This is a genomic window from Achromobacter sp. MYb9, assembly GCF_002975275.1.
Classification (GTDB): Bacteria; Pseudomonadota; Gammaproteobacteria; order Burkholderiales; family Burkholderiaceae_B; genus Achromobacter.
The window spans coordinates 118,777-137,688 of the sequence record NZ_PCOQ01000016.1 but is presented as its reverse complement, the minus strand read 5'-3'; the positions used below and the strand labels follow the sequence as shown (position 1 = coordinate 137,688).

The 18,912-nt window shown below is 64.4% G+C and carries 17 protein-coding genes and 1 tRNA gene; 8 read left to right on the top strand and 10 right to left on the bottom strand.

Annotated elements, in window-relative coordinates; genetic code table 11:
* Window positions 1-894: 894 nt before the first annotated feature.
* Window positions 895-2,808 carry a phosphomethylpyrimidine synthase ThiC gene (gene thiC / locus CQ050_RS21295; RefSeq protein ID WP_105558814.1) on the bottom strand — a complete coding sequence of 638 codons (1,914 nt, stop codon included), beginning with the start codon at window positions 2,806-2,808 and terminating at the stop codon, window positions 895-897.
* Between the two features lie 329 nt (window positions 2,809-3,137).
* On the opposite strand from thiC, the gene CQ050_RS21290 reads away from it, so the two are divergent.
* Window positions 3,138-3,707, top strand: coding sequence for a preprotein translocase subunit SecD (locus CQ050_RS21290; protein ID WP_105558813.1), 570 nt, complete (start codon window positions 3,138-3,140; stop codon window positions 3,705-3,707).
* A 137-nt stretch (window positions 3,708-3,844) separates the two neighbouring features.
* On the opposite strand, the gene CQ050_RS21285 is transcribed toward CQ050_RS21290, so the two are convergent.
* On the bottom strand, window positions 3,845-4,273 hold the full coding sequence (locus CQ050_RS21285; protein WP_105558812.1) for a helix-turn-helix transcriptional regulator: 429 nt from the start codon (window positions 4,271-4,273) through the stop codon (window positions 3,845-3,847).
* 99 nt (window positions 4,274-4,372) lie between these two features.
* Here CQ050_RS21285 and CQ050_RS21280 point away from each other — a divergent pair, with 99 nt between their 5' ends.
* Window positions 4,373-5,056 (top strand): transcriptional regulator, encoded by a 684-nt coding sequence (locus CQ050_RS21280; RefSeq protein WP_105558811.1) that lies wholly within the window; start codon window positions 4,373-4,375, stop codon window positions 5,054-5,056.
* Between the two features lie 23 nt (window positions 5,057-5,079).
* Here CQ050_RS21280 and proB read toward each other — a convergent pair whose 3' ends face one another.
* The 5 genes from proB to CQ050_RS21255 all read right to left on the bottom strand — a co-directional run bounded on the left by proB (window position 5,080) and on the right by CQ050_RS21255 (window position 9,318).
* Window positions 5,080-6,216 carry a glutamate 5-kinase gene (gene proB / locus CQ050_RS21275; protein ID WP_105558810.1) on the bottom strand — a complete coding sequence of 379 codons (1,137 nt, stop codon included), beginning with the start codon at window positions 6,214-6,216 and terminating at the stop codon, window positions 5,080-5,082.
* Between the two features lie 55 nt (window positions 6,217-6,271).
* Window positions 6,272-7,408 (bottom strand): GTPase ObgE, encoded by a 1,137-nt coding sequence (obgE, locus tag CQ050_RS21270; protein WP_105558809.1) that lies wholly within the window; start codon window positions 7,406-7,408, stop codon window positions 6,272-6,274.
* Window positions 7,409-7,667: 259 nt separating this feature from the next.
* Window positions 7,668-7,928, bottom strand: a complete 261-nt coding sequence (gene rpmA, locus CQ050_RS21265; protein WP_105558808.1) for a 50S ribosomal protein L27 — start codon at window positions 7,926-7,928, stop codon at window positions 7,668-7,670.
* A gap of 34 nt (window positions 7,929-7,962) precedes the next feature.
* Window positions 7,963-8,274, bottom strand: a complete 312-nt coding sequence (gene rplU, locus CQ050_RS21260; RefSeq protein ID WP_006216228.1) for a 50S ribosomal protein L21 — start codon at window positions 8,272-8,274, stop codon at window positions 7,963-7,965.
* A 285-nt stretch (window positions 8,275-8,559) separates the two neighbouring features.
* The gene (locus CQ050_RS21255; protein WP_105558807.1) at window positions 8,560-9,318 is read right to left on the bottom strand and encodes an IclR family transcriptional regulator; all 759 of its coding nucleotides are present in this window, start codon (window positions 9,316-9,318) and stop codon (window positions 8,560-8,562) included.
* A 143-nt stretch (window positions 9,319-9,461) separates the two neighbouring features.
* Here CQ050_RS21255 and CQ050_RS21250 point away from each other — a divergent pair, with 143 nt between their 5' ends.
* The 3 genes from CQ050_RS21250 to CQ050_RS21240 all read left to right on the top strand — a co-directional run bounded on the left by CQ050_RS21250 (window position 9,462) and on the right by CQ050_RS21240 (window position 12,021).
* Window positions 9,462-10,616 carry a fumarylacetoacetate hydrolase family protein gene (locus CQ050_RS21250; protein ID WP_105558806.1) on the top strand — a complete coding sequence of 385 codons (1,155 nt, stop codon included), beginning with the start codon at window positions 9,462-9,464 and terminating at the stop codon, window positions 10,614-10,616.
* Between the two features lie 171 nt (window positions 10,617-10,787).
* On the top strand, window positions 10,788-11,753 hold the full coding sequence (gene ispB / locus CQ050_RS21245; RefSeq protein WP_105558805.1) for an octaprenyl diphosphate synthase: 966 nt from the start codon (window positions 10,788-10,790) through the stop codon (window positions 11,751-11,753).
* A 191-nt stretch (window positions 11,754-11,944) separates the two neighbouring features.
* A tRNA-Pro gene (locus tag CQ050_RS21240) sits at window positions 11,945-12,021 on the top strand.
* 270 nt (window positions 12,022-12,291) lie between these two features.
* Here CQ050_RS21240 and CQ050_RS21230 read toward each other — a convergent pair.
* The gene (locus CQ050_RS21230) at window positions 12,292-13,749 is read right to left on the bottom strand and encodes a PLP-dependent aminotransferase family protein (protein WP_105558804.1); all 1,458 of its coding nucleotides are present in this window, start codon (window positions 13,747-13,749) and stop codon (window positions 12,292-12,294) included.
* A gap of 124 nt (window positions 13,750-13,873) precedes the next feature.
* Here CQ050_RS21230 and CQ050_RS21225 point away from each other — a divergent pair, with 124 nt between their 5' ends.
* The 3 genes from CQ050_RS21225 to CQ050_RS21215 all read left to right on the top strand — a co-directional run bounded on the left by CQ050_RS21225 (window position 13,874) and on the right by CQ050_RS21215 (window position 16,666).
* Window positions 13,874-14,644 (top strand): arylamine N-acetyltransferase, encoded by a 771-nt coding sequence (locus CQ050_RS21225; RefSeq protein ID WP_105558803.1) that lies wholly within the window; start codon window positions 13,874-13,876, stop codon window positions 14,642-14,644.
* A gap of 262 nt (window positions 14,645-14,906) precedes the next feature.
* A complete protein-coding gene (locus CQ050_RS21220) occupies window positions 14,907-15,953 on the top strand; it encodes a hypothetical protein (protein WP_105558802.1) in 1,047 nt (348 codons plus the stop codon).
* A gap of 2 nt (window positions 15,954-15,955) precedes the next feature.
* The gene (locus CQ050_RS21215; protein ID WP_233214206.1) at window positions 15,956-16,666 is read left to right on the top strand and encodes a lysozyme inhibitor LprI family protein; all 711 of its coding nucleotides are present in this window, start codon (window positions 15,956-15,958) and stop codon (window positions 16,664-16,666) included.
* Window positions 16,667-16,737: 71 nt separating this feature from the next.
* On the opposite strand, the gene CQ050_RS21210 is transcribed toward CQ050_RS21215, so the two are convergent.
* Window positions 16,738-17,946: an ABC transporter substrate-binding protein gene (locus CQ050_RS21210; RefSeq protein WP_105558801.1), complete on the bottom strand. Its 1,209-nt coding sequence runs from the start codon at window positions 17,944-17,946 to the stop codon at window positions 16,738-16,740.
* A 78-nt stretch (window positions 17,947-18,024) separates the two neighbouring features.
* A complete protein-coding gene (locus CQ050_RS21205; RefSeq protein ID WP_158266075.1) occupies window positions 18,025-18,756 on the bottom strand; it encodes an enoyl-CoA hydratase/isomerase family protein in 732 nt (243 codons plus the stop codon).
* Between the last annotated feature and the right edge of the window lie 156 nt (window positions 18,757-18,912).

Below are 18,912 nucleotides of genomic sequence, written 5' to 3'. Positions count from 1 at the left end.
CTGCCTTCAGATTCCCTCGGGCGCATCAAGGTTGCGCGCCACCCACCCGACCCCGGCGACGAGCTGCGCCGTCTTGGTTTGCGCGCTGCTAGAGCGCGACTTAATGACGAGGTTTGCGGGGCCCGCCTCAAGCGTCCGCGCGGGCGGACGCTTTCTGCATACGCGTTGTCGGGGTGTTGTGACGTTGGTCGCTTGCGCGCTTTTGGCGGGTGGTTTTCTATTGGTCCCGCCGTCAGGTGGGGGAGGTGGAGCGACGGGCGGCGCGCGGCCAGCAGTCGCTTTCTTCGCCCGACCTGTACGCGCGCCACCCGTCTAAAAGGGAGGCCAGTGATTGTTGCGAGCGTCGGCTGAAATTTGCAGCATTGCTTGGGTTCCTCGCTTGGTGTGCGCGCAGCGGCATCACCAACCGCAAGACACCGCCAAGTCCCCGAGGCCGCCCGCGCGGCCGACAAGGGACGACCCCGCAAGATCTTCCAAACCAGGCCCACCCTCAAGCAGAACGCCAACACGGCAACCCACACGCGAAGCGAAATACGCAACGACGCAAGACGATGCGTAAGCTCCCAAAGGCCGCCCGCGCGGCCGGCCGGGAGCGGGCCCCGCAAGATCCTCCACCACCCCACACTGTGGAGTAAGACCTTAAGAAAACCGCCCGCCCCAGCTGACGTGAAATTGCACCTGACAGAGCCCGGCGCGTCGGCGGCGTGGGGTACGCGGGGAGTCGATAAGCCCGAGGGAATCTGAAGGAACTGCCAAAGGCAGTGACGAAGATGACGACGGGGGAGTCCGGAGCGAAGGCTCCGGACCGCAATCGTTGACCCGCGTACCCCACGCCGCCGACGTGACGGGCGTCTCAAGAACCCAACTCAACCGCCCGCCACAACCCAAAAAAAATCACTGCCGATGATAAACCTCAGCCCCCTTCTTAACGAACTCCACTGACTTCTCCTGCATTCCCTTTTGCAATGCGTCCTTTTCGCTGACGCCTTGCGCCGCTGCATAATCCCGGACGTCTTGCGTGATCTTCATGCTGCAGAAATGCGGGCCGCACATCGAGCAGAAGTGCGCCACCTTCATGGAATCCTTTGGCAGCGTCTCATCGTGGAATTCCTTTGCGGTGTCCGGGTCCAGGCCCAGGTTGAACTGGTCGTCCCAGCGGAACTCGAAGCGCGCCTTTGATAGCGCGTTGTCGCGGATCGCGGCGCCAGGGTGGCCCTTGGCCAGATCGGCGGCGTGCGCGGCGATCTTGTACGTGATGATGCCGTCCTTCACGTCCTTCTTGTTTGGCAAGCCCAGGTGCTCTTTCGGCGTCACATAACAGAGCATCGCCGTGCCGTACCAGCCGATCAGCGCGGCGCCGATGCCGGAAGTGATGTGGTCGTAGCCGGGGGCGATGTCGGTGGTCAGGGGGCCTAGCGTGTAGAACGGCGCCTCGTGGCAGTGTTCCAGTTGCAGCTCCATGTTCTCCTTGATCATTTGCATCGGCACGTGGCCGGGGCCTTCGATCATCACCTGGACATCGTGCTTCCAGGCGACTTGCGTCAGCTCGCCCAGCGTCTTCAGTTCGGCGAACTGGGCCTCGTCGTTGGCGTCGTAACCCGAGCCGGGGCGCAGGCCGTCGCCCAGCGAGAAGCTGACGTCGTAGGCCTTCATGATCTCGCAGATGTCTTCGAAGCGCTCGTACAGGAAGCTCTCCTTATGGTGCGCCAGGCACCACTTGGCCATGATCGAACCGCCGCGCGAGACGATGCCGGTCATGCGGTCGGCCGTCATGGGTATGAACGGCAGGCGCACGCCTGCGTGGATCGTGAAGTAGTCCACGCCCTGTTCGGCCTGTTCGATCAGCGTGTCGCGGAAGATTTCCCAGGTCAGGTCTTCGGCCTTGCCGTCGACTTTTTCCAGCGCCTGGTAGATCGGCACGGTGCCGATCGGCACCGGCGAATTGCGGATGATCCATTCGCGGGTTTCGTGGATGTGCTTGCCCGTGGACAGGTCCATGACCGTGTCGCCGCCCCAGCGGATCGCCCAGGTCATCTTCTCCACTTCCTCGCCGATGCCGGAGCTGACGGCGGAGTTGCCGATGTTGGCGTTGATCTTCACCAGGAAGTTGCGGCCGATGGCCATCGGCTCGACTTCGGGGTGATTGATGTTGGCGGGAATGATGGCACGGCCGCGCGCGATCTCGTCGCGCACGAACGCCGGCGTGATCGCGGCGGGAATGGCTGCGCCGAACGATTGGCCCGGATGCTGGCGCAGCAGGCGCTTGACCATTTTTTCGCCGTCGGGGCCGCTGTCGCGCAGTGTTTGCAGATAGTGTTCGCGGCGCAGGCTCTCGCGGATCGCCACGTATTCCATTTCGGGCGTGATGATGCCGCGACGTGCGTAGTGCATCTGCGACACATTGGCGCCGGCTTTGGCGCGGCGCGGCGGGCGCTGCAGATCGAAGCGCATGGCCGTCAGCTTGGGATCGGTCAGGCGTTCGCGGCCATAGTCGCTGGTCGGGCCCGACAGCACTTCCGTGTCGCCGCGCTCTTCGATCCAGGCGCGGCGCAGTTCGGGCAGGCCGCGGCGGATGTCGATCTTGGCGTCGGGATCGGTGTAGGGGCCGCTGCAGTCATAGACGGTCAGCGGCGGGTTCTTTTCCCCACCGAACATGGTCGGTGTGTCGTCCTGCTCGATCTCGCGGAAAGGGACGCGGATGTCGGGGCGCGAGCCCGTTTCATACACGCGGCGCGATTTGGGCAGCGGTGCGACGGCCGCCGCGTCGACTTCGGCGGTAGCGGCCAGGAATTTGGGATTGGCGTTCATGGAAAGCTCCAAGCGAGTTGTTGGAGCCGATCGGGAATGGACTTCCGCCAGGCGCGCGGGCACGCGTGGCGGAAATACGGCTCCCAGCATCGGCATTATCCGTACTGGTACGAAGGGACTCTCTCAACACGTCCTGCCGGAAAGGCGGGACGAGTACCCCTGCGCGAAAGCGAAGTATAGAGCGAACTTTGAAGAGGGCTGGTATTACTGCTTTACATTTGGATTCAGTCTGGGGCGACAGTGTCATTCAGGTTCGGTACACTTTTCCAATGAAACGCCCGGCGGGCAGTCGTCTCGCCGGGACCAGCCCACTTAAGAAGGAATCGAGCATGCAACTGACCCTCCGCAAATTGGCGCCCGCCCTGGTTGTTGTGACATTGGCGCTGGCAGGTTGCAAGACCGCCCCGACGAAGTCGTCCGGTGCCGCGGCTACGCCCGAAGCCGGCCAGCAGACCACTCAGCCCGCCACCGCTTCGTCGGTCGACTTCTATCTGGCGCAACAGCAGCCCGGGCCGGGCCTGCGCGAAATCGCCCTGCCTGATGGCAAGCTCTACATGCAAGCCACGCCCGTGCTGACGCGTGCCGACCTGACCGATGCTGCCGCGCTGGTGGATCGCCAAGGCCAGAACTTCGTGGGCCTGCGCTTTTCCGAAGCCGGCGCCCGCAAGTTGACGGAAGTGAGCACCAAGAATGTGGGCAACCGCCTTGCGCTGGTGATCGACCAGGAACTGGTTGCAGCCCCCAGCATCGCCGAACCGCTGAACCGCGGCGTGTTGGCGTTTGGTGTTGCCTCCGCGCAAGCCGCGTCTGAAATCGCCGCCAAGATCCGTGGCGATGCCGCGCCGGCTCCCGCTGCAGGCGGCGCCGCACCCGCGCCCGCACCCGCACCCAAGCCCTGATCTCCAGTGGGGCAAATTTGCCCACCTGACTGCCCGTTTTGACGGGGCAGACAACAAAAATCCGCATCGACTGATGCGGATTTTTTTTGCCCTGAAAGGCGTGTGCAATGTGGGGTAGGGGGGCGGTCGGTCCGGGATCAGCTGATCTTGCGTCCGCGCGGTTTGACAGTGCGGCGGGCTTGCGCCGTTTCAATGAAGGCCAGCGTCAGCGCTTCCAGGATTGCGCGCTCGTCGGCCGACAGGCTGTCGAACTGCGAGGGCGAGATACTTAGATAAGGCCACGGCGCCTGAGGCCGGCGCCGCTTGGGCGGGCGCGGCATCGTTTCGGCAACGCCCGCAGGGGCAAGAGTGTCGGACAGGTCGTAGCCTTCCATGGGGAGTTCCATGGGACCCTTGCCGGTTTCAAGCCATTCCGGTTCGACTTTCAGAATCTGCGCCAACTTGCGCACCGATCTGCTGGAGTGTCGCAGCCCGCTTTCGTAACTGGCGATTGCACTTTGCGAAATCCGCGCCAGACGCGCGAGCGTCTTCTGCGTGTGACCACGCAGAAGACGAGTTTGCTTCAATCGGTCTGAAAATGTCTTCACGCGTCGATTGAAGCTTGCTCATGGGCTACTTTGGTGGCTATAAGAATCACTTAAGTGATAATTCGGAGGTGCGAACACATGCGGGAACGGGGCAATGTGTTCGTCGTGCAACTTGACGAAATGACGAGCAATAATTTCGTCGCTGCCTTGCGTGAATTCCAATGGCAAGTCAGTGTGTGCGAGTCGCCAACCGAACTCCTGGGCCGCCTGCGCACGCAGGATGTCGATGCGATGGTGCTGCGGGGCCGAAGCGCGCGGGTGCCGCAATTGATCGCCGCGTTGCGCGGCGCAGCCCCGGATGCCGTGGTGGTCTGGCAGGCGCCCGCGGCCTCGGCGCGCGAACGCATCGAAGCCCTGGAGGCTGGCGTGGACGCCTATAGTTCCGTGCGCATGGAGGCCACGGAATGGGATGCGTTGTTGCGCAATGCGCGCAGGCGTCGGTTGCCGCCCGCGCCCGACGGGCCCGCGTGGCGAGTGCATGGCGGCGAACGCGTGCTGTCCGGACCCGGAGGCGAGCGGCTGCCATTGACCGCGACCGAACGGGCTTTTTTTCTTCGCCTGCTGAATGCCCCAGGCCAATGCCTGCGCCGCGAACGGTTTTTCCCCTGTCATTCGCCGGAGGGCGCGCGCAGCGTGGATGTCCTGGTGTCGCGGCTGCGCAGCAAGGCGCGCCGCTTTGATATCGATCTGCCGGTACTGGCCGTGCGCGGGTGGGGCTATATCTTTCTGCAGCACCATCCGGCCCTCGAGCAGCAGGGTTAAGGCCCGGAGAAACCGGGCCTGGACTAGAGCACGACCAGATTGTCCCGATGCATAAGCTCGGGTTCGGTCATGCTGCCCAGGATGCGGGCGATCTGGGACGACGGCTGGCGCAGGATGCGCCGCGTGTCCACCGACGAATAATTGATCAGGCCTCGGGCGCATTCGCGGCCCTGGCTGTCGACGCAGGCCACGACGTCGCCGCGGCCGAATTCGCCTTGCACTTCCGTGACGCCGATGGGCAGCAGGCTCTTGCCTTCGCGCAGCAGCGCCTGCACCGCGCCGTCGTCCAGCACCACGCGGCCGCGCAGTCGCAGATGGTCGGCCAGCCATTGCTTGCGGGCGGACCATACGGGCAGCACCGCGCGCAATTCGCTGCCGATGCATTCACCCTGGGCCAGCCGCGTCAGCACATTGCGTTCGTGGCCCGAGGCGATGACCGTATGCGCGCCGCTATGCGCCGCGCGCTTGGCCGCCAACACCTTGGTCAGCATGCCGCCCGTGCCGATGCCGCTGCCGGCGCCGCCGGCCATGGCTTCCAACGCCGGGTCGCCAGCTTGCGCATGCGACATGAACTTGGCGTCGGGATTCTTGCGGGGATCGGAATCGTAAAGACCACGTTGATCGGTCAGGATGATCAGCGTGTCGGCCTCGATCAGGTTGGTGACCAGCGCGCCCAGCGTGTCGTTGTCGCCCAGTCGAATCTCGTCGGTGACCACCGTGTCGTTTTCGTTCACGATCGGCACAACGCCCAGCCGCAGCAATGCGAACAGCGTGCTGCGGGCGTTCAGGTAGCGGTGGCGGTCGGCCAGGTCTTCGTGCGTCAGCAGGATCTGCGCGGTGCGCAGGCCGTATTCGGCGAATGCGGCTTCATAGGCCTGGCACAGGCCCATCTGGCCGACGGCCGCGGCCGCTTGCAGTTCGTGCATGACGGACGGGCGCTTGCGCCAGCCCAGGCGGGCCATGCCTTCGGCGATGGCGCCGCTGGAAACCAGCACGATCTGCTTGCCCTGCTTGTGCAGGGCGGAGATCTGCGCGGCCCAGTGCGCCACGGCGGCGCGGTCCAGGCCTCGGCCTTCGTTGGTGACCAGCGACGAGCCGACTTTGGCGACAAGGCGCTGGGCGTGGGTGACGACGGAAACGGCGGGTGTTTCAGCAGACATGATGGGCGCCGGCTGCGGCGAGAAAAGACGTAATCGTAAGGACTGCGATTATGGCTTATTCGTCGGCGGCACGCGGCGCGGCGGGCTTGTCGGCATCCGTGCGGGTGTCGTCGAAGCGCGGGTCCGGCGCCACATAGGTGCCGTCTGCCTGGTCGCGCGACACGTATTCCTTCTCGCGCTCGGCATCCAGGTAGTCTTGCAGCGCGTAGAGCAGGTCTTGCGTGCCTTCGCCGGTCAGGCCGGAAATGGCGAACACAGGGCCCTTCCAGTCGTAGAGTTCCAGGAAGCGGCGCTTGGTGTCTTCGGGATCGGGCACCATGTCCAGCTTGTTCAGGACGAGCCAGCGCGGCTTCTCGGCCAGTTCGGGGTCGTAGCGGCGCAGTTCTTCGACAATCGCGCGCGCGTCGACGACGGCTTGCTCGACGGGGTCGGCGTCCGGGTCCGGCGTGGAGACGTCCACCAGGTGCAGCAGCACGCGGGTGCGCGCCAGGTGGCGCAGGAACAAGTGGCCCAGGCCCGCGCCTTCGGAAGCGCCTTCGATCAGGCCGGGAATATCGGCCACGACAAAGCTGCGCGACGGCGAGGTGCGCACCACGCCCAGGTTGGGGTGCAGCGTGGTGAACGGGTAGTCCGCGATCTTCGGCTTCGCATTCGAGATGCGGGTGATCAGCGTGGACTTGCCGGCGTTCGGCAGGCCCAGGAGGCCCACGTCGGCCAGCACTTTCAGCTCCATGCGCAGGTAGCGGTGCTCGCCTTCCTTGCCTGGCGTCCACTGGCGGGGCGCGCGGTTCAAGCTGGACTTGAAATGGATGTTGCCCATGCCGCCCTGGCCGCCAGCGGCCAGCACGACCTTCTGCTCGTGCGTGTCCAGGTCGAACAGGACTTCGCCGGTTTCGGCGTCATGGATGACCGTGCCCACCGGCACGCGCAGGGTGATGTCCGGGGCGGCCGCGCCGTACTGGTCCGAACCGCGGCCGTTTTCCCCGCCCTTTGCACGGTGCAGGCGCGCGTAGCGGAAGTCGATCAGCGTATTGATGTTGCGGTCGGCGACCGCATAGATGGTGCCGCCGCGTCCGCCGTCGCCGCCGTCAGGGCCGCCTTTGGGGATGAATTTTTCGCGGCGAAAGCTCGCCACGCCATTGCCGCCTTTGCCGGCGACCACTTCAATGGTGGCTTCGTCTACGAATTTCATGGTGTCTGCGCGTGTAGTGGTAAATAGGGCAGCCGCCCGTCATGGGGCGCTGCCAAGGGGCAAGGAAGAGCTTACTCGTCCTGGTGCCTTAAAACAAAAAATAGCCGCCCGCGCTGCACACACTTCGTGTGCTTGCTACCCCCAGAGGGGCGCTTTTCGTCTTGGGGCGGCCCGACGACAAAAAAGCCCTGCCGCATGCGACAGGGCTTTTGCCGTTCGGGCACGCGTAGAGCCGCGTGTCCTGACCGTGCTTGTCCGATTACTCGGCAGCGATGATCGAAACGGTCTGCTTGTTCAATGCGCCCTTGAAGCCGAATTGAACCTTGCCGTCGATCAGTGCGAACAGGGTGTGGTCCTTGCCCATGCCGACGTTCACGCCAGCGTGGAAGCGCGTACCGCGCTGACGCACGATGATCGAACCAGCGGGAATCAATTCACCGCCGAAAGTCTTGACGCCCAGACGCTTTGATTCTGAGTCGCGTCCGTTTCGCGTAGAGCCGCCGCCCTTTTTCTGTGCCATGTTTAGCTCCTGCTAAGTGGTACCGAGTCGCTTCTTAAGCCGTGATGGCTTCGATGCGGATTTCGGTGTAGTTCTGACGGTGGCCCTGACGCTTCTGATAGTGCTTGCGACGGCGCATCTTGAAGATCTTGACCTTGTCGTGGCGGCCTTGCGCAAGAACCGTTGCCTTGACCACAGCGCCGGAGACGAGGGGCGTGCCAACTTTCAGTTGGTCGCCTTCGCCCACGGACAGCACTTGGTCCAGGGTGATTTCTTGCCCAATGTCTGCCGGTATCTGTTCTATCTTGAGTTTTTCGCCAGCGGCAACGCGATACTGCTTGCCACCGGTTTTTACGACCGCGTACATGGGGTGTTCCTTAAATAGGTAAATGGGTCCATCCGCGCGACCCGCCCTGCTGGGTGGGATTGCCGCCCTGGAAAGATCGCTTTCATGTCTTGGTGCCAGAACCTGGCAAGAAGGAAAGCGCCTGTGTGCTTTCAAGCACCGTAGTGCCTGGAAGTACCCCAGAGGGTTTACGCGGACAACCGACGTAATTCGGGCATTGCTGACCGAATCCAGGATATTAGCCCGGGACTTTTCAAAAGTCAAAAAGCCGTTGCAGACTAAGGGCTTAGGTGTGGCGGCCAGGCTTCAAACTGGCGGGATCACCCGGCGCGCGATGTGGCGTGCGACATCGCGGATGCCTGCCATCACGTCGCGCCGGTGGTCGTCGTCCAGCCTGTCAGTGGGAATCGACGTGCTGACCGCGACCCGTTTGCCCAGCGGGGTCACGCCCACATAGGCGGCATAGCAGACCAGGCCCGCCGCGATTTCCTCGCAATCCTGGCCCAGCCCCGTCTGGCGCACCTGATCGAGTTCGCGGTAGAGCGCATCCGGGGTGGCCAGCGTGCGGTCGGTGACGCGCGGCAGTTGTGTCGGCAGGCGGGCGGCCAGCTCGTCCGGGCTCAGGCTGGCCAGCAGCGCCTTGCCCAGCGCGCAGGCGTGCGCGGGCAACCGCATGCCCGGTTCCGATACCAGTCGCACGGGGCGGCGGGCGTCTTCGCGGGCAAGGTAGACCACGTCGAACCCTTCCAGCACCGCCAGTTGCACGACCTCGTTGCAGCGAGCGACAAACTCGCTGGCGGCGGCATGGAAGGCGGCCGTTACGCCGTCGTGGCGCAGATAGGCGGTGCCCAGCGACATCAATTCGATGCCAACGATATAGCCGCCGTCCTTGCGTTCGATCCAGCGGCGCTGTTCCAGGCAGTCCAGCAGCAGATAAAGCGTGCTTTTGGCCAGCTGGCAGGTCTGGGCCAGTTCCGCCGCCTTGACCGGCGTGCCGCGGCCGGCAAGCACCCTCAGGATGTCGTGCGTGCGGCGGATGGCGGGGACGTCGTATTCAACAGGCATGACAGCGTATTTCCAATATATTGGAATGAATATCAAGATGTTGGACATGATAATGCCATTCCCCTAGACTCGTCTTCCACCCATCGAATGCCGGATCGCGGGCCACGCCCGGTGGCGCGGCAGGCATCACGCGAGGAGACAACATGAACCAGCAAGACACCCTGCCGTCCGACCTGCCGGAAGCCCTGCTTGTGGGCCGGGTATGGCGTCCCGCACCCGTGAACGGCCCCAGCGTCGTGGTGGTGCGCAACGGCGAAGTCTTCGATATCACCGCCGCCGCGCCGACCGTGGCGGACCTCTTGGACCGTGCCGACCGCGTGGACGTGGCGCGGAACGCGAAGGGGGAATCGCTGGGCGACGTGCGGGCATTGATGGCCGCCACGCTGCAGGGCGGCGACGGGCCGCGCCTGTTGGCGCCCTGCGATCTGCAACCGGTCAAGGCGGCCGGTGTCACCTTCGCGATCAGTTTGCTGGAACGCATGATCGAAGAAGAGGCGGGCGGCGATGCCAGCCGCGCCGACGAGATCCGCGTGCGGATGCAAGCGTTGATCGGCTCGGATTTGTCGCGCTTGCGCCCCGGTTCCGCCGAGGCGACCAAACTGAAGGCCGAGCTGGTCGAGCGCGGGCAGTGGTCCCAATACCTGGAGGTGGGCATCGGGCCCGACGCCGAGATCTTCTCGAAGGCCCCGGCGATGGCGTCGGTGGGCTTCGGCGCGCAGATCGGCGTGTTGCCGGAATCCGAGTGGAATAACCCGGAACCCGAAATCGTGTTGGCGGTGGACAGCCGCGGCGAGGTCGTGGGCGCTACCTTGGGCAACGACGTCAACCTGCGCGACATTGAAGGCCGCAGCGCCTTGCTGCTGACCAAGGCCAAGGACAACAACGGGTCGTGCGCCATCGGCCCCTTCATTCGCCTGTTCGACGGCGGCTTCAATATGGACAGTGTCCGCCAGGCCGACGTGTCGCTGCGCATCGACGGCGCGGACGGTTTCGCGCTGAGCGGCGTGAGCCACATGCGCGAGATCAGCCGCGATCCGCTCGATCTGGTGCGCCAGGCCTGCGGCGCGCACCACCAGTATCCCGACGGCTTCATGCTGTTCCTGGGCACGATGTTCTCGCCCAGCCAGGACCGCAAGGGGCCGGGGACGGGTTTCACGCACAAGCTGGGCGACCGCGTGGTGATTGCGTCCGAGCGCATCGGCGCGCTGGTCAACGAGGTGCAGCTGAGCACGCAGATCGCGCCGTGGACGTTTGGGGTGCGCGCGCTGTACGCCAATCTGGCGGGGCGCGGCCTGTAACGGGAGATCCGGGGGCGGGGCAGGAGGGCGCGCGCGGGGTGGACGCCGGGGTGGACGCGGCCGCCGGCCCCCCGTAACACCCCGTATAATCGCTGGTCGAATCCCCCGCCGTCCCTGGCGGGCCCAGCGGTAAGAGCCCCCACGCGGCTCGTTTCACTTGTCGGATACGTCTTGAATCTCCCCGCGCTTATTGCCCCCATTGCTGACGATATGAAGGCTGTCGACGCGGTTATCCGCGATCGGCTGAATTCCGATGTGGTGCTGATCCGCACGATCGGCGACTACATCATTGGCGCGGGCGGCAAGCGCATGCGCCCGGCCATGGTGCTGATGGTGGCGCGCGCCCTGGGTTACGAAGGGACGCATCACCAGTTGCTGGCCGCCGTCGTGGAGTTCATCCACACGGCCACCTTGCTGCACGACGACGTGGTGGACGAGTCCGACCTGCGCCGTGGCCGCGACACCGCCAACGCCGTCTTCGGCAACGCCGCCAGCGTGCTGGTGGGCGATTATCTGTATTCCCGCTCGTTCGAGATGATGGTCGAGGCCGACTCGATGCGCATCATGGGCATCCTGTCCCAGGCCACCACGGTGATCGCCGAAGGCGAGGTGCTGCAGCTCTTGAACGTGCACGACCCGGACGTGTCGCAAGAGCGCTACCTGCAAGTGGTGCGCTACAAGACCGCCAAATTGTTCGAAGCCGCCGCCCAGGTCGGCGCCGTGCTGGCGGGCGCAACGCCCGAACAGGAAGCCGCCGCGGCCGCTTACGGCCGCCATGTCGGCACGGCCTTCCAGCTGGTGGACGACGTGCTGGACTACAGCGGCGACGCCGCGGCCCTGGGCAAGAACGTGGGCGACGACCTGCGCGAAGGCAAGCCGACGCTGCCACTGATCCGCGTGATGGAAGTGGGCACGCCTGAACAACAGCAACTGATCCGCGACGCCATCAAGACGGGCGACGCCGACTTTGCCGCCGTGGCTGCCGCCATCCAGGCGACCGACGCGCTGGAACACGCGCGCCTGGCCGCCGTGGCCGAAGCCGATCGTGCCCGCGAAGCCTTGTCCGCTTACCCCGTTTCCCCTTTCCTGAATTCTCTGCTAGAATTCTGCGCTTTCGCGGTGAATAGAGATCGCTAGCGCGGAAACCCAATTCGGGGAATTGAAAAGCGAGGGTGAAAAACCCGCGAGGTTGAAAAACCCGATTTTCAAAAAAACTGAATTTAGGTTCTAATAGCGGTCGCTGTTGATAGTGAAAAACAGCAAGATGTTTGGTTGCACTGAGCGTAGCCGAGCAAGCAGGTGGGCAGAGATGCCTAGATAGTAAGACTCGGGGCGTAGCTCAGCCTGGTAGAGTACTGCGTTCGGGACGCAGGAGTCGGAGGTTCGAATCCTCTCGCCCCGACCACTTGATGTGGTCGAATTTTTGAAAGTGTTTCCCGACACTTTTAGCTGAAAGCCGGTATCGCGCAAGCGGGCCGGCTTTTTTGCGTTTGGGGTTCGGGGTTTGGATTGGAAGATAGCAGGAAGGCAGCAGAACGAGGCGGTGCCGATCGCGTCGCAAGTTTTCCGGTGAATCAGACTGTCCAATCCTCCAGACGAAGGCCGGGAACCCGGGCGAACTCGCGGGTGTTGTTTGTCACCAGGACAAAGCCTTGAGACCGGGCATGGGCCGCGATCATTGCATCGTAGGCTCTTGCGTGCCTGATCGCCGGGCCGCTTCGCCCAGGGCCCGCAAGCCGGAGGCCATTGCGGGGCTCCAGGGCCGGGCGATGTTCAGCCGCAAGCAGTGGCCGTATTTTCCCGACGCGGAAAAGAGCGTGCCGGGGGTATAGGCGATGCCGTGCTGCACCGCCGTGCGCAATAGAGCCAGCGTATCCGTTTGGTCGGGCAGTTCGAGCCATAGCCACCAGCCGCCGTCGGGACCGCGCACGCGCGTGCCCGCCGGGAAGTGCTGGCGGACGCAATCCTGGGCCAGCGGCACGACGGACGCCAATCGCGCACGCAGCTTGCGCAGATGCGCGGGCAGCTTGCCGGATTTCATGTAGTCGGCAAGCACTTGCTGTTCCAGCAACGGCGCGGCGAGCGAGCTGCTGATCTTCTGCGATTCCAGTTGGCGATGACGCCGGCCGCCCAGCACCCAACCCACGCGGAACGCGGGCGCCATGCTCTTGCTGCACGAGCCGCAGTAGATCACCCGGCCATCGCGGTCCCAGGCTTTCACGGCGGGCGGCCGGTTGGTCTTGTGCCCCAGGTCGCCGAAGACATCGTCTTCGATCAGCGTCAGGTCGTGGCGCCGCACGATCTTCAGCAGGCGTTGTTTGGCGGCCTCTGGCATGCAATCACCCAGCGGGTTCTGGAATGACGGCATGGCCACCACCGCCCGCACACCGCCATGATGTTCCAGGGCGTATTCCAGCGCCTCCAGGCTCAGGCCCTGGCCGGGCACGCAGGGCACTTCCAACGCGCGCAAACCCAGGTTTTCGATCGTTTGCAGCAGCCCGAAGTACACCGGGGACTCCACGACAATGGTGTCGCCGGGCTTGGCCACGGACCGCAGCGCGATCTGCATGGCTTCGGTGGCGCCATTCGTGATCAATACGTCTTCGGGCGCGGCGTCGATGCCGCAGGTCGCCAGATGGGCAATCAGCTCGGCTTTGAACGCCGGTAGCCCGGTGCCGGACGGGTAGGCGCCCAGGGCCAGCGGATCGCGCCGCAAGTGGCGCTGCGCGATTCGCGCCAGGGCATCGCCGGGATACCATTCCGGCGCGGCGCTGGCCAGGTGCAGCGCCAGCGGCAACGGTTGCGCCGTCAGCGCGTACAACTGCGTCATCCGGTGCTGCAGGGACGCCAGCTGGTCATATTCCATGCGCACGGGGGTGGCAACCGCTGCGGGCGCACCGCGGCGGGCTTGGTGCAAGGCCTTCCAGTCCGCCACGTACATGCCGGATTTGTAGCGTGCTTCCGCATAGCCCTCGCGCTCCAGTTCCCGGTAGCAGCGAGTGGCGGTGGACACACTGACGCCATGCGTGGCCGCCAGTTCGCGGACGGAAGGCAGGCGCTCGCCCACGGCGTATTCCGAGGCGCGGATGGCGACTTTCAGCCGCGAAGCGACAAGCGCATAACTGTGCTGCATAACAGACAGGAAAAAGTACGATCTGTGCAGCTTAACCCAGGGCCCGCCTGTTGCCGCCGCGGCGCACCGTCGCGGGCACTATCTAGCCTTTCTCCCATCAGTTCGAAACCGGAAGGCGCAACCCATGCACGCAGATAATTTCACCCTGGCCCGCTACCTTGAACGCATCGGGCATGACGGCGATACCCGCCCCGATATCACGACGGTGGCGGCGCTGATGCGCCGCCAGTTGTTTACCGTGCCTTTTGAGAACCTGGACGTGCAGGCAGGGCGCGTCGTGTCGCTGGTGCCCGAAGATATCGTGGAGAAAATCCTCGAGCGCCATCGTGGCGGCTATTGCTACGAGGTAAACGGCCTGTTTGCCATGGCGCTTGAAGCGCTGGGCGTGCCTTACCGCTTTGTGGCGGCGCGCCCGATGTTCTATCCCGTCAAGCGTCCCAAGACGCACATGGCGTTGGTGGTTCACGCAAGTGGCGCCGACTGGCTGTGCGACCTGGGCTTTGGCAGTTATGGAATACGGGCGCCGATGAATCTGGCGGAGCTGGACGCGGAGGTGCCACAGGATATGGACGCCTTCATGCTGAGCCGGCTGGACGGCGACGCATTCGTCCTGAAGGCACGCGCCGGTGGGCAATGGTTGAATCAGTACGCGTTTGATCTGTCGCCCCAGGAATGGGTGGATTTTGTGCCGGCGAACTATCTGAACTCGACCCATCCGGACGCGATCTTCGTGCAGAAGCGCGTGGTGGTGCTGCACAACGAGACGGGCCGCAGCATGCTGGTGGGCAACGCCCTGAAGGTGGTGCGCGATAACGACGTTGTCGAGACCGCGCTGGATGACGCAAGCGTGGCTGACGAGCTGGAACGGCGTTTCGGGCTGTACCCGGTCGTGTGATCGGGGGGGGCGGAAACACTCGCAACAATAAATTACGGACCTTGCGGTGCCTATCCCTGCGCTTCGATGCGGTGCCCGTGACCCCGGCGGGCCCGCAACCCGCGCCACGGCTTGATCCTGGTGGCAAGCCGCCCGCCAGGGCGGCCGCGCGACCTCGGACCGCGCCATGTTTCAGTCCGCGATCCGGTGGTTGCGGCGCTTTCCCAAGTCAGTAGGATGCGCGGTCACGCATCCGACTCAGCCCCCTTCAAGGACCGATCCCATGACGCTGCCCCGACTGCGAGTTGCCCTCTCTGCCATGACGCTTGCCGTGGCCGTGTCGGGATGCGCGACCCAGCAAGATTCCTATGGCAAGGGCACCATGGACGACCCGCGCTATGCGCAGTTGCTCGACTTGATCGACAAGGCATTGAAGGCGGACATGGCGGTGGTGCTGGTCGCTGACCTGATGCCGCACGCCTCGCTGAACGACGCGGAATCCATGACGAAATGGACCGGCAATGTGATCTTCACGCACGAACAGCGCCCGGATATCACGTTTGGCCGCAAGTTCCAGAACAATGCGCTGCAACGCGACAAGGACGCCACCTATTTGTTCAAGGCGTACGAAGTGCATATCTTGCCGCCGGGCAAATACTTGCTGACGGGGGGCGACGATTACAAGCTGAATGCCTTGCTGGACCAGGTGGGTGCGCGCAGCGGTCCGGAGGGGTCAGGCAGTGGGGCCAACGGTACGGCCTATCTGTCGCCGGAGCTCTATCGCGAATACTACAAAGAGACCAATTGGCACGAAGGCACCACGGGTAGCCAGATAAAGACGCGCACGGTCTGCACGGCGGTGCATCGCGGAACGGGCGCCTGCGTCAGTTGGGGCGAAGAGCAGTACACCGAGACCACGCAGGGCTCCCGCGCCGGCTATTACGAGCAGACGGATTCGCGGGACGTTCCGGCCATCAAGGTGCAGTCGCGCGTTCCGCCGAAGCGGGCGCTGGCCAGCTTTACGCTCAAGGGCGGCCAGTTCGTGCTGAGCCAGCGCGTGCACATGAAGACGCCCAGCTACAAGTACAAGCAGTCGGGATGCCGGGCGGTCGATCCGAAGAAAATCGAGTGCCCGCTTGAGGACTTCACCGTCTATACGCGCCCGGCGCCGATGGAGCTGACCCAGAAGCTCATCGCGCAACGCGACTTGAGCGATGCGCACCGGCAGTTGCTGTCCACCTTGCAACCCATGCAGATCACGCCGCTGGGCAAGCAGGGGATGGAAGATCCGATCTGGGGCGTGCCGCTGTCGATAGGCAGTGGAAGATAAGGTTGGCCGACCGTATGCAACATCAAAAGCGTTCTTGCACAATGGTTCGTCATCTGTTCTTTACAGCCTCGTTGGCCATCGCCGGCAGCGCGGTGGCTGCGCCCTCGTTCAACTGCGCCAAAGCCACCACGCCGGTCGAAAAAGCCATTTGCGCCAACACCGCACTGGCGGATCAGGACGCGGCCATCGCGCGGCAATACCACGCCGTGCGTGGCAAGCTCGACGCCGAGGCGGCCAAAGCCCTGACCGCCGATCAACGTTATTTCCTTGGCGTGCGCGACGAGGTCTATGCCGAGCCCTTCTCGGGAAGCACGCCGGTCAAAGAGATTGGTACCAGGATGGATTACCGCCTGCGTTTCCTGAAGGCCATCAATCCGCAGCCAGCTGCCGGCTTTATCGGTAAGTGGAAAAACGTCGAGGGCGAAATCGAGATCACGCAATCCGCCGATGGCCAGTTGTTTGTGTCGGCCAATTCGTCGCAGCCTTATAACGGTCGCTGGGTGTGCGATATGAGCGGCAACGCGGTGGTCTCGGGCGACACCCTGAAAGTCGCCTATCAGGATGGCACGCCCTGGGTGCTTGCGCTGACGCGCCGCGGCGCCGTGCTGGTGGTTCGTGAAGTCCCGCCGACAGGCGTGAAAGACGAGGGTTTTGGCCCGCCCTTCTGCGGCATGAATGGCAGCCTGTCCGGCGACTGGTTCGCGGTGCGCTGATCACACCCCGAAGGTTCCCCGGTCCGCGCGCTGGATAGCCATCCGGGTCCAGCGCGCGGCGGTCGCTCGGCCTATTTGGCCGCGACCAGCGGGCAGCCGCCTTGTTTCAACGGACGGAACGCGTTGTCGCCCGGGATCGTGCGCAGGAGCTTGTAGTAGTCCCAGCGCGCCTTGGATTCCGCGGGCTTCTTCACCTCGACCAGGTACATGTCGTGCACCAGGCGGCCGTCCTCGCGCAGGTAGGCGTTGCGGGCGAACATGTCGTCGATCTTCATGCCGCGGATCTGCTTCATGACCGCATCGCCTTCCAGCTGGTTGCTTTCCTTGACGCCCTTCAGGAAGGTCAGCACGGACGAGTAGACCCCGGCCTGCGCCATCGTCGGCACGCGCCCCTTCATGCGGGCGGCGTAGCGTTTGCTCCAGTCGCGGGTGCGCTCGTCCATGTCCCAATAGAAGCCCGTGGTCAGCACCAGGCCTTGCGCCTGCTCCAGGCCCACGCCGTCCACGTCCGTGATGAACATGAGCAGCCCGGCCAGCTTCTGCCCGCTTTTGATCAAGCCAAATTCGTTGGCTTGCTTGATCGCCATGGTGGTGTCGCCCGAGGAATTGGCCAGCGCCACGATTTCAGCCTTGGACGCTTGCGCCTGCAACAGGAACGACGAAAAGTCGTTCGAGGCGCGCGGGTGCTTGACGGCGCCCAGCGTCTGGCCGCCGGCCTGTTTGACCGCGTTTTCCGTGTCGGCCTGCAAGGCGTGGCCGAAGGCGTAGTCGGCGGTCAGGAAGTACCACTTCTTGATGCCGGATTCCGTCAGCGCGCGGCCGGTGCCGTTGGCCAGCGCGTAGGTGTCGTAGGTCCATTGGGCGGTCGAGGCCGAGCACGCCTTGCCCGTCAGGTCCGACGTGCCGGCGGTCGAGGCCAGGAACGCGATGTTGGAAGTACGGGTGATCTCCTGCACGGCTAGCGCGACCGACGAGGTTGGCACGTCGACGATGGCCTTGACGTTGTCCTGGTCGATCCAGCGGCGCGCGGTGGCCGAGCCGATGTCGGCCTTGTTCTGGTGATCGCCGGATATGACCTCGATCTTGCGGCCCAACACGGTGGGCCCGAAGTCTTCGACCGCCATGCGGGCGGCTTCGACCGAGCCTTGCCCCGACAAGTCGGCGTTCATGCCGGACAGGTCGGTCAAGACGCCGATGCGGATGGGTTTGTCGGACTGGGCCTGCGCGGCGGGCAGGGCGAAGGCGCCGGCGACGAGCAGGGCGCTAAGCAATGGTTTCATGTCTTTCCTCCTGGATGGGGTGCCCGCTCTTGGGCGGGTCTAACGGGCGGGACGGAACAGCGGACGGGAACGCTGGAACTACGTCGCAGCGGCGGGGGACAGCAAGTGGCACAACAAGAATTGATCGGTCTGCGCGTGCGCATGGCGGTTCGCGTCGAACTGGGCATCGATGGCGCGTTTGGTCAGGCGCAGCGCCAGCGTGGGGCAGGCGGCGGCCTCCCCCGCGAGCTCGGTGGCGGCGCGAAGCACGTCGCCGGCAGGGGCGATGCGGTCGGCCAGGCCCCACGCTTCGGCAGTGGCCGCATCCAGCCGCAGGTCGGTGAATAGCGCCCGCTTGGCGCGCGCCGGGCCCACCAGGCTGGCCAGGCGCGGCAGTCCGCCCCAGGCAAGCGGCAGGCCCAGGCGGACTTCCGGCAGGCGCAGGAACGCGTCGGCGCCCAGCACACGCCAATCGCAAGCCAGGGCCAGCACGGCGCCGCCGCCCACCGCCGCGCCTTCGATGGCGGCAACGGTGACTTGAGGCAGGTCGCCCCAGGCGCGGCACAGCACTTCGCCGCGAGCCAGCGCGCGTTGCGTCGCCAGCGGGTCGTCATGGTTCCAGAGCGCGGGGTCTTTCAGGTCAATGCCCGCGCTGAAAAGGGCGGGTGCCCCGGTCAGCACGACGGCGCGGATCTGGTCATCGCTGGCAAGTTCGGCCGCGGCGTCGATCAGCGCGTCCATGGCCGCCAGATTCAGCGCGTTGGCCTTGCCACCCCGGTCATAGCGCACCACGGCCACGCCTTTGTCCCGCTCGATTGAAACCATGCTCATTCGCTGTCCTTCAGGTTTATTTCGTGGATATACTACCAAGTATGTTGAAAGTCGCAAGACGCCGTGGGGCATCTGCCGGGGGGTGTGCGGGTAAGTCCGCATTCGCCAAGCCTGGATGGCTGCGGAAAAGTCATGAAAAATAAGCGAAATAACAAA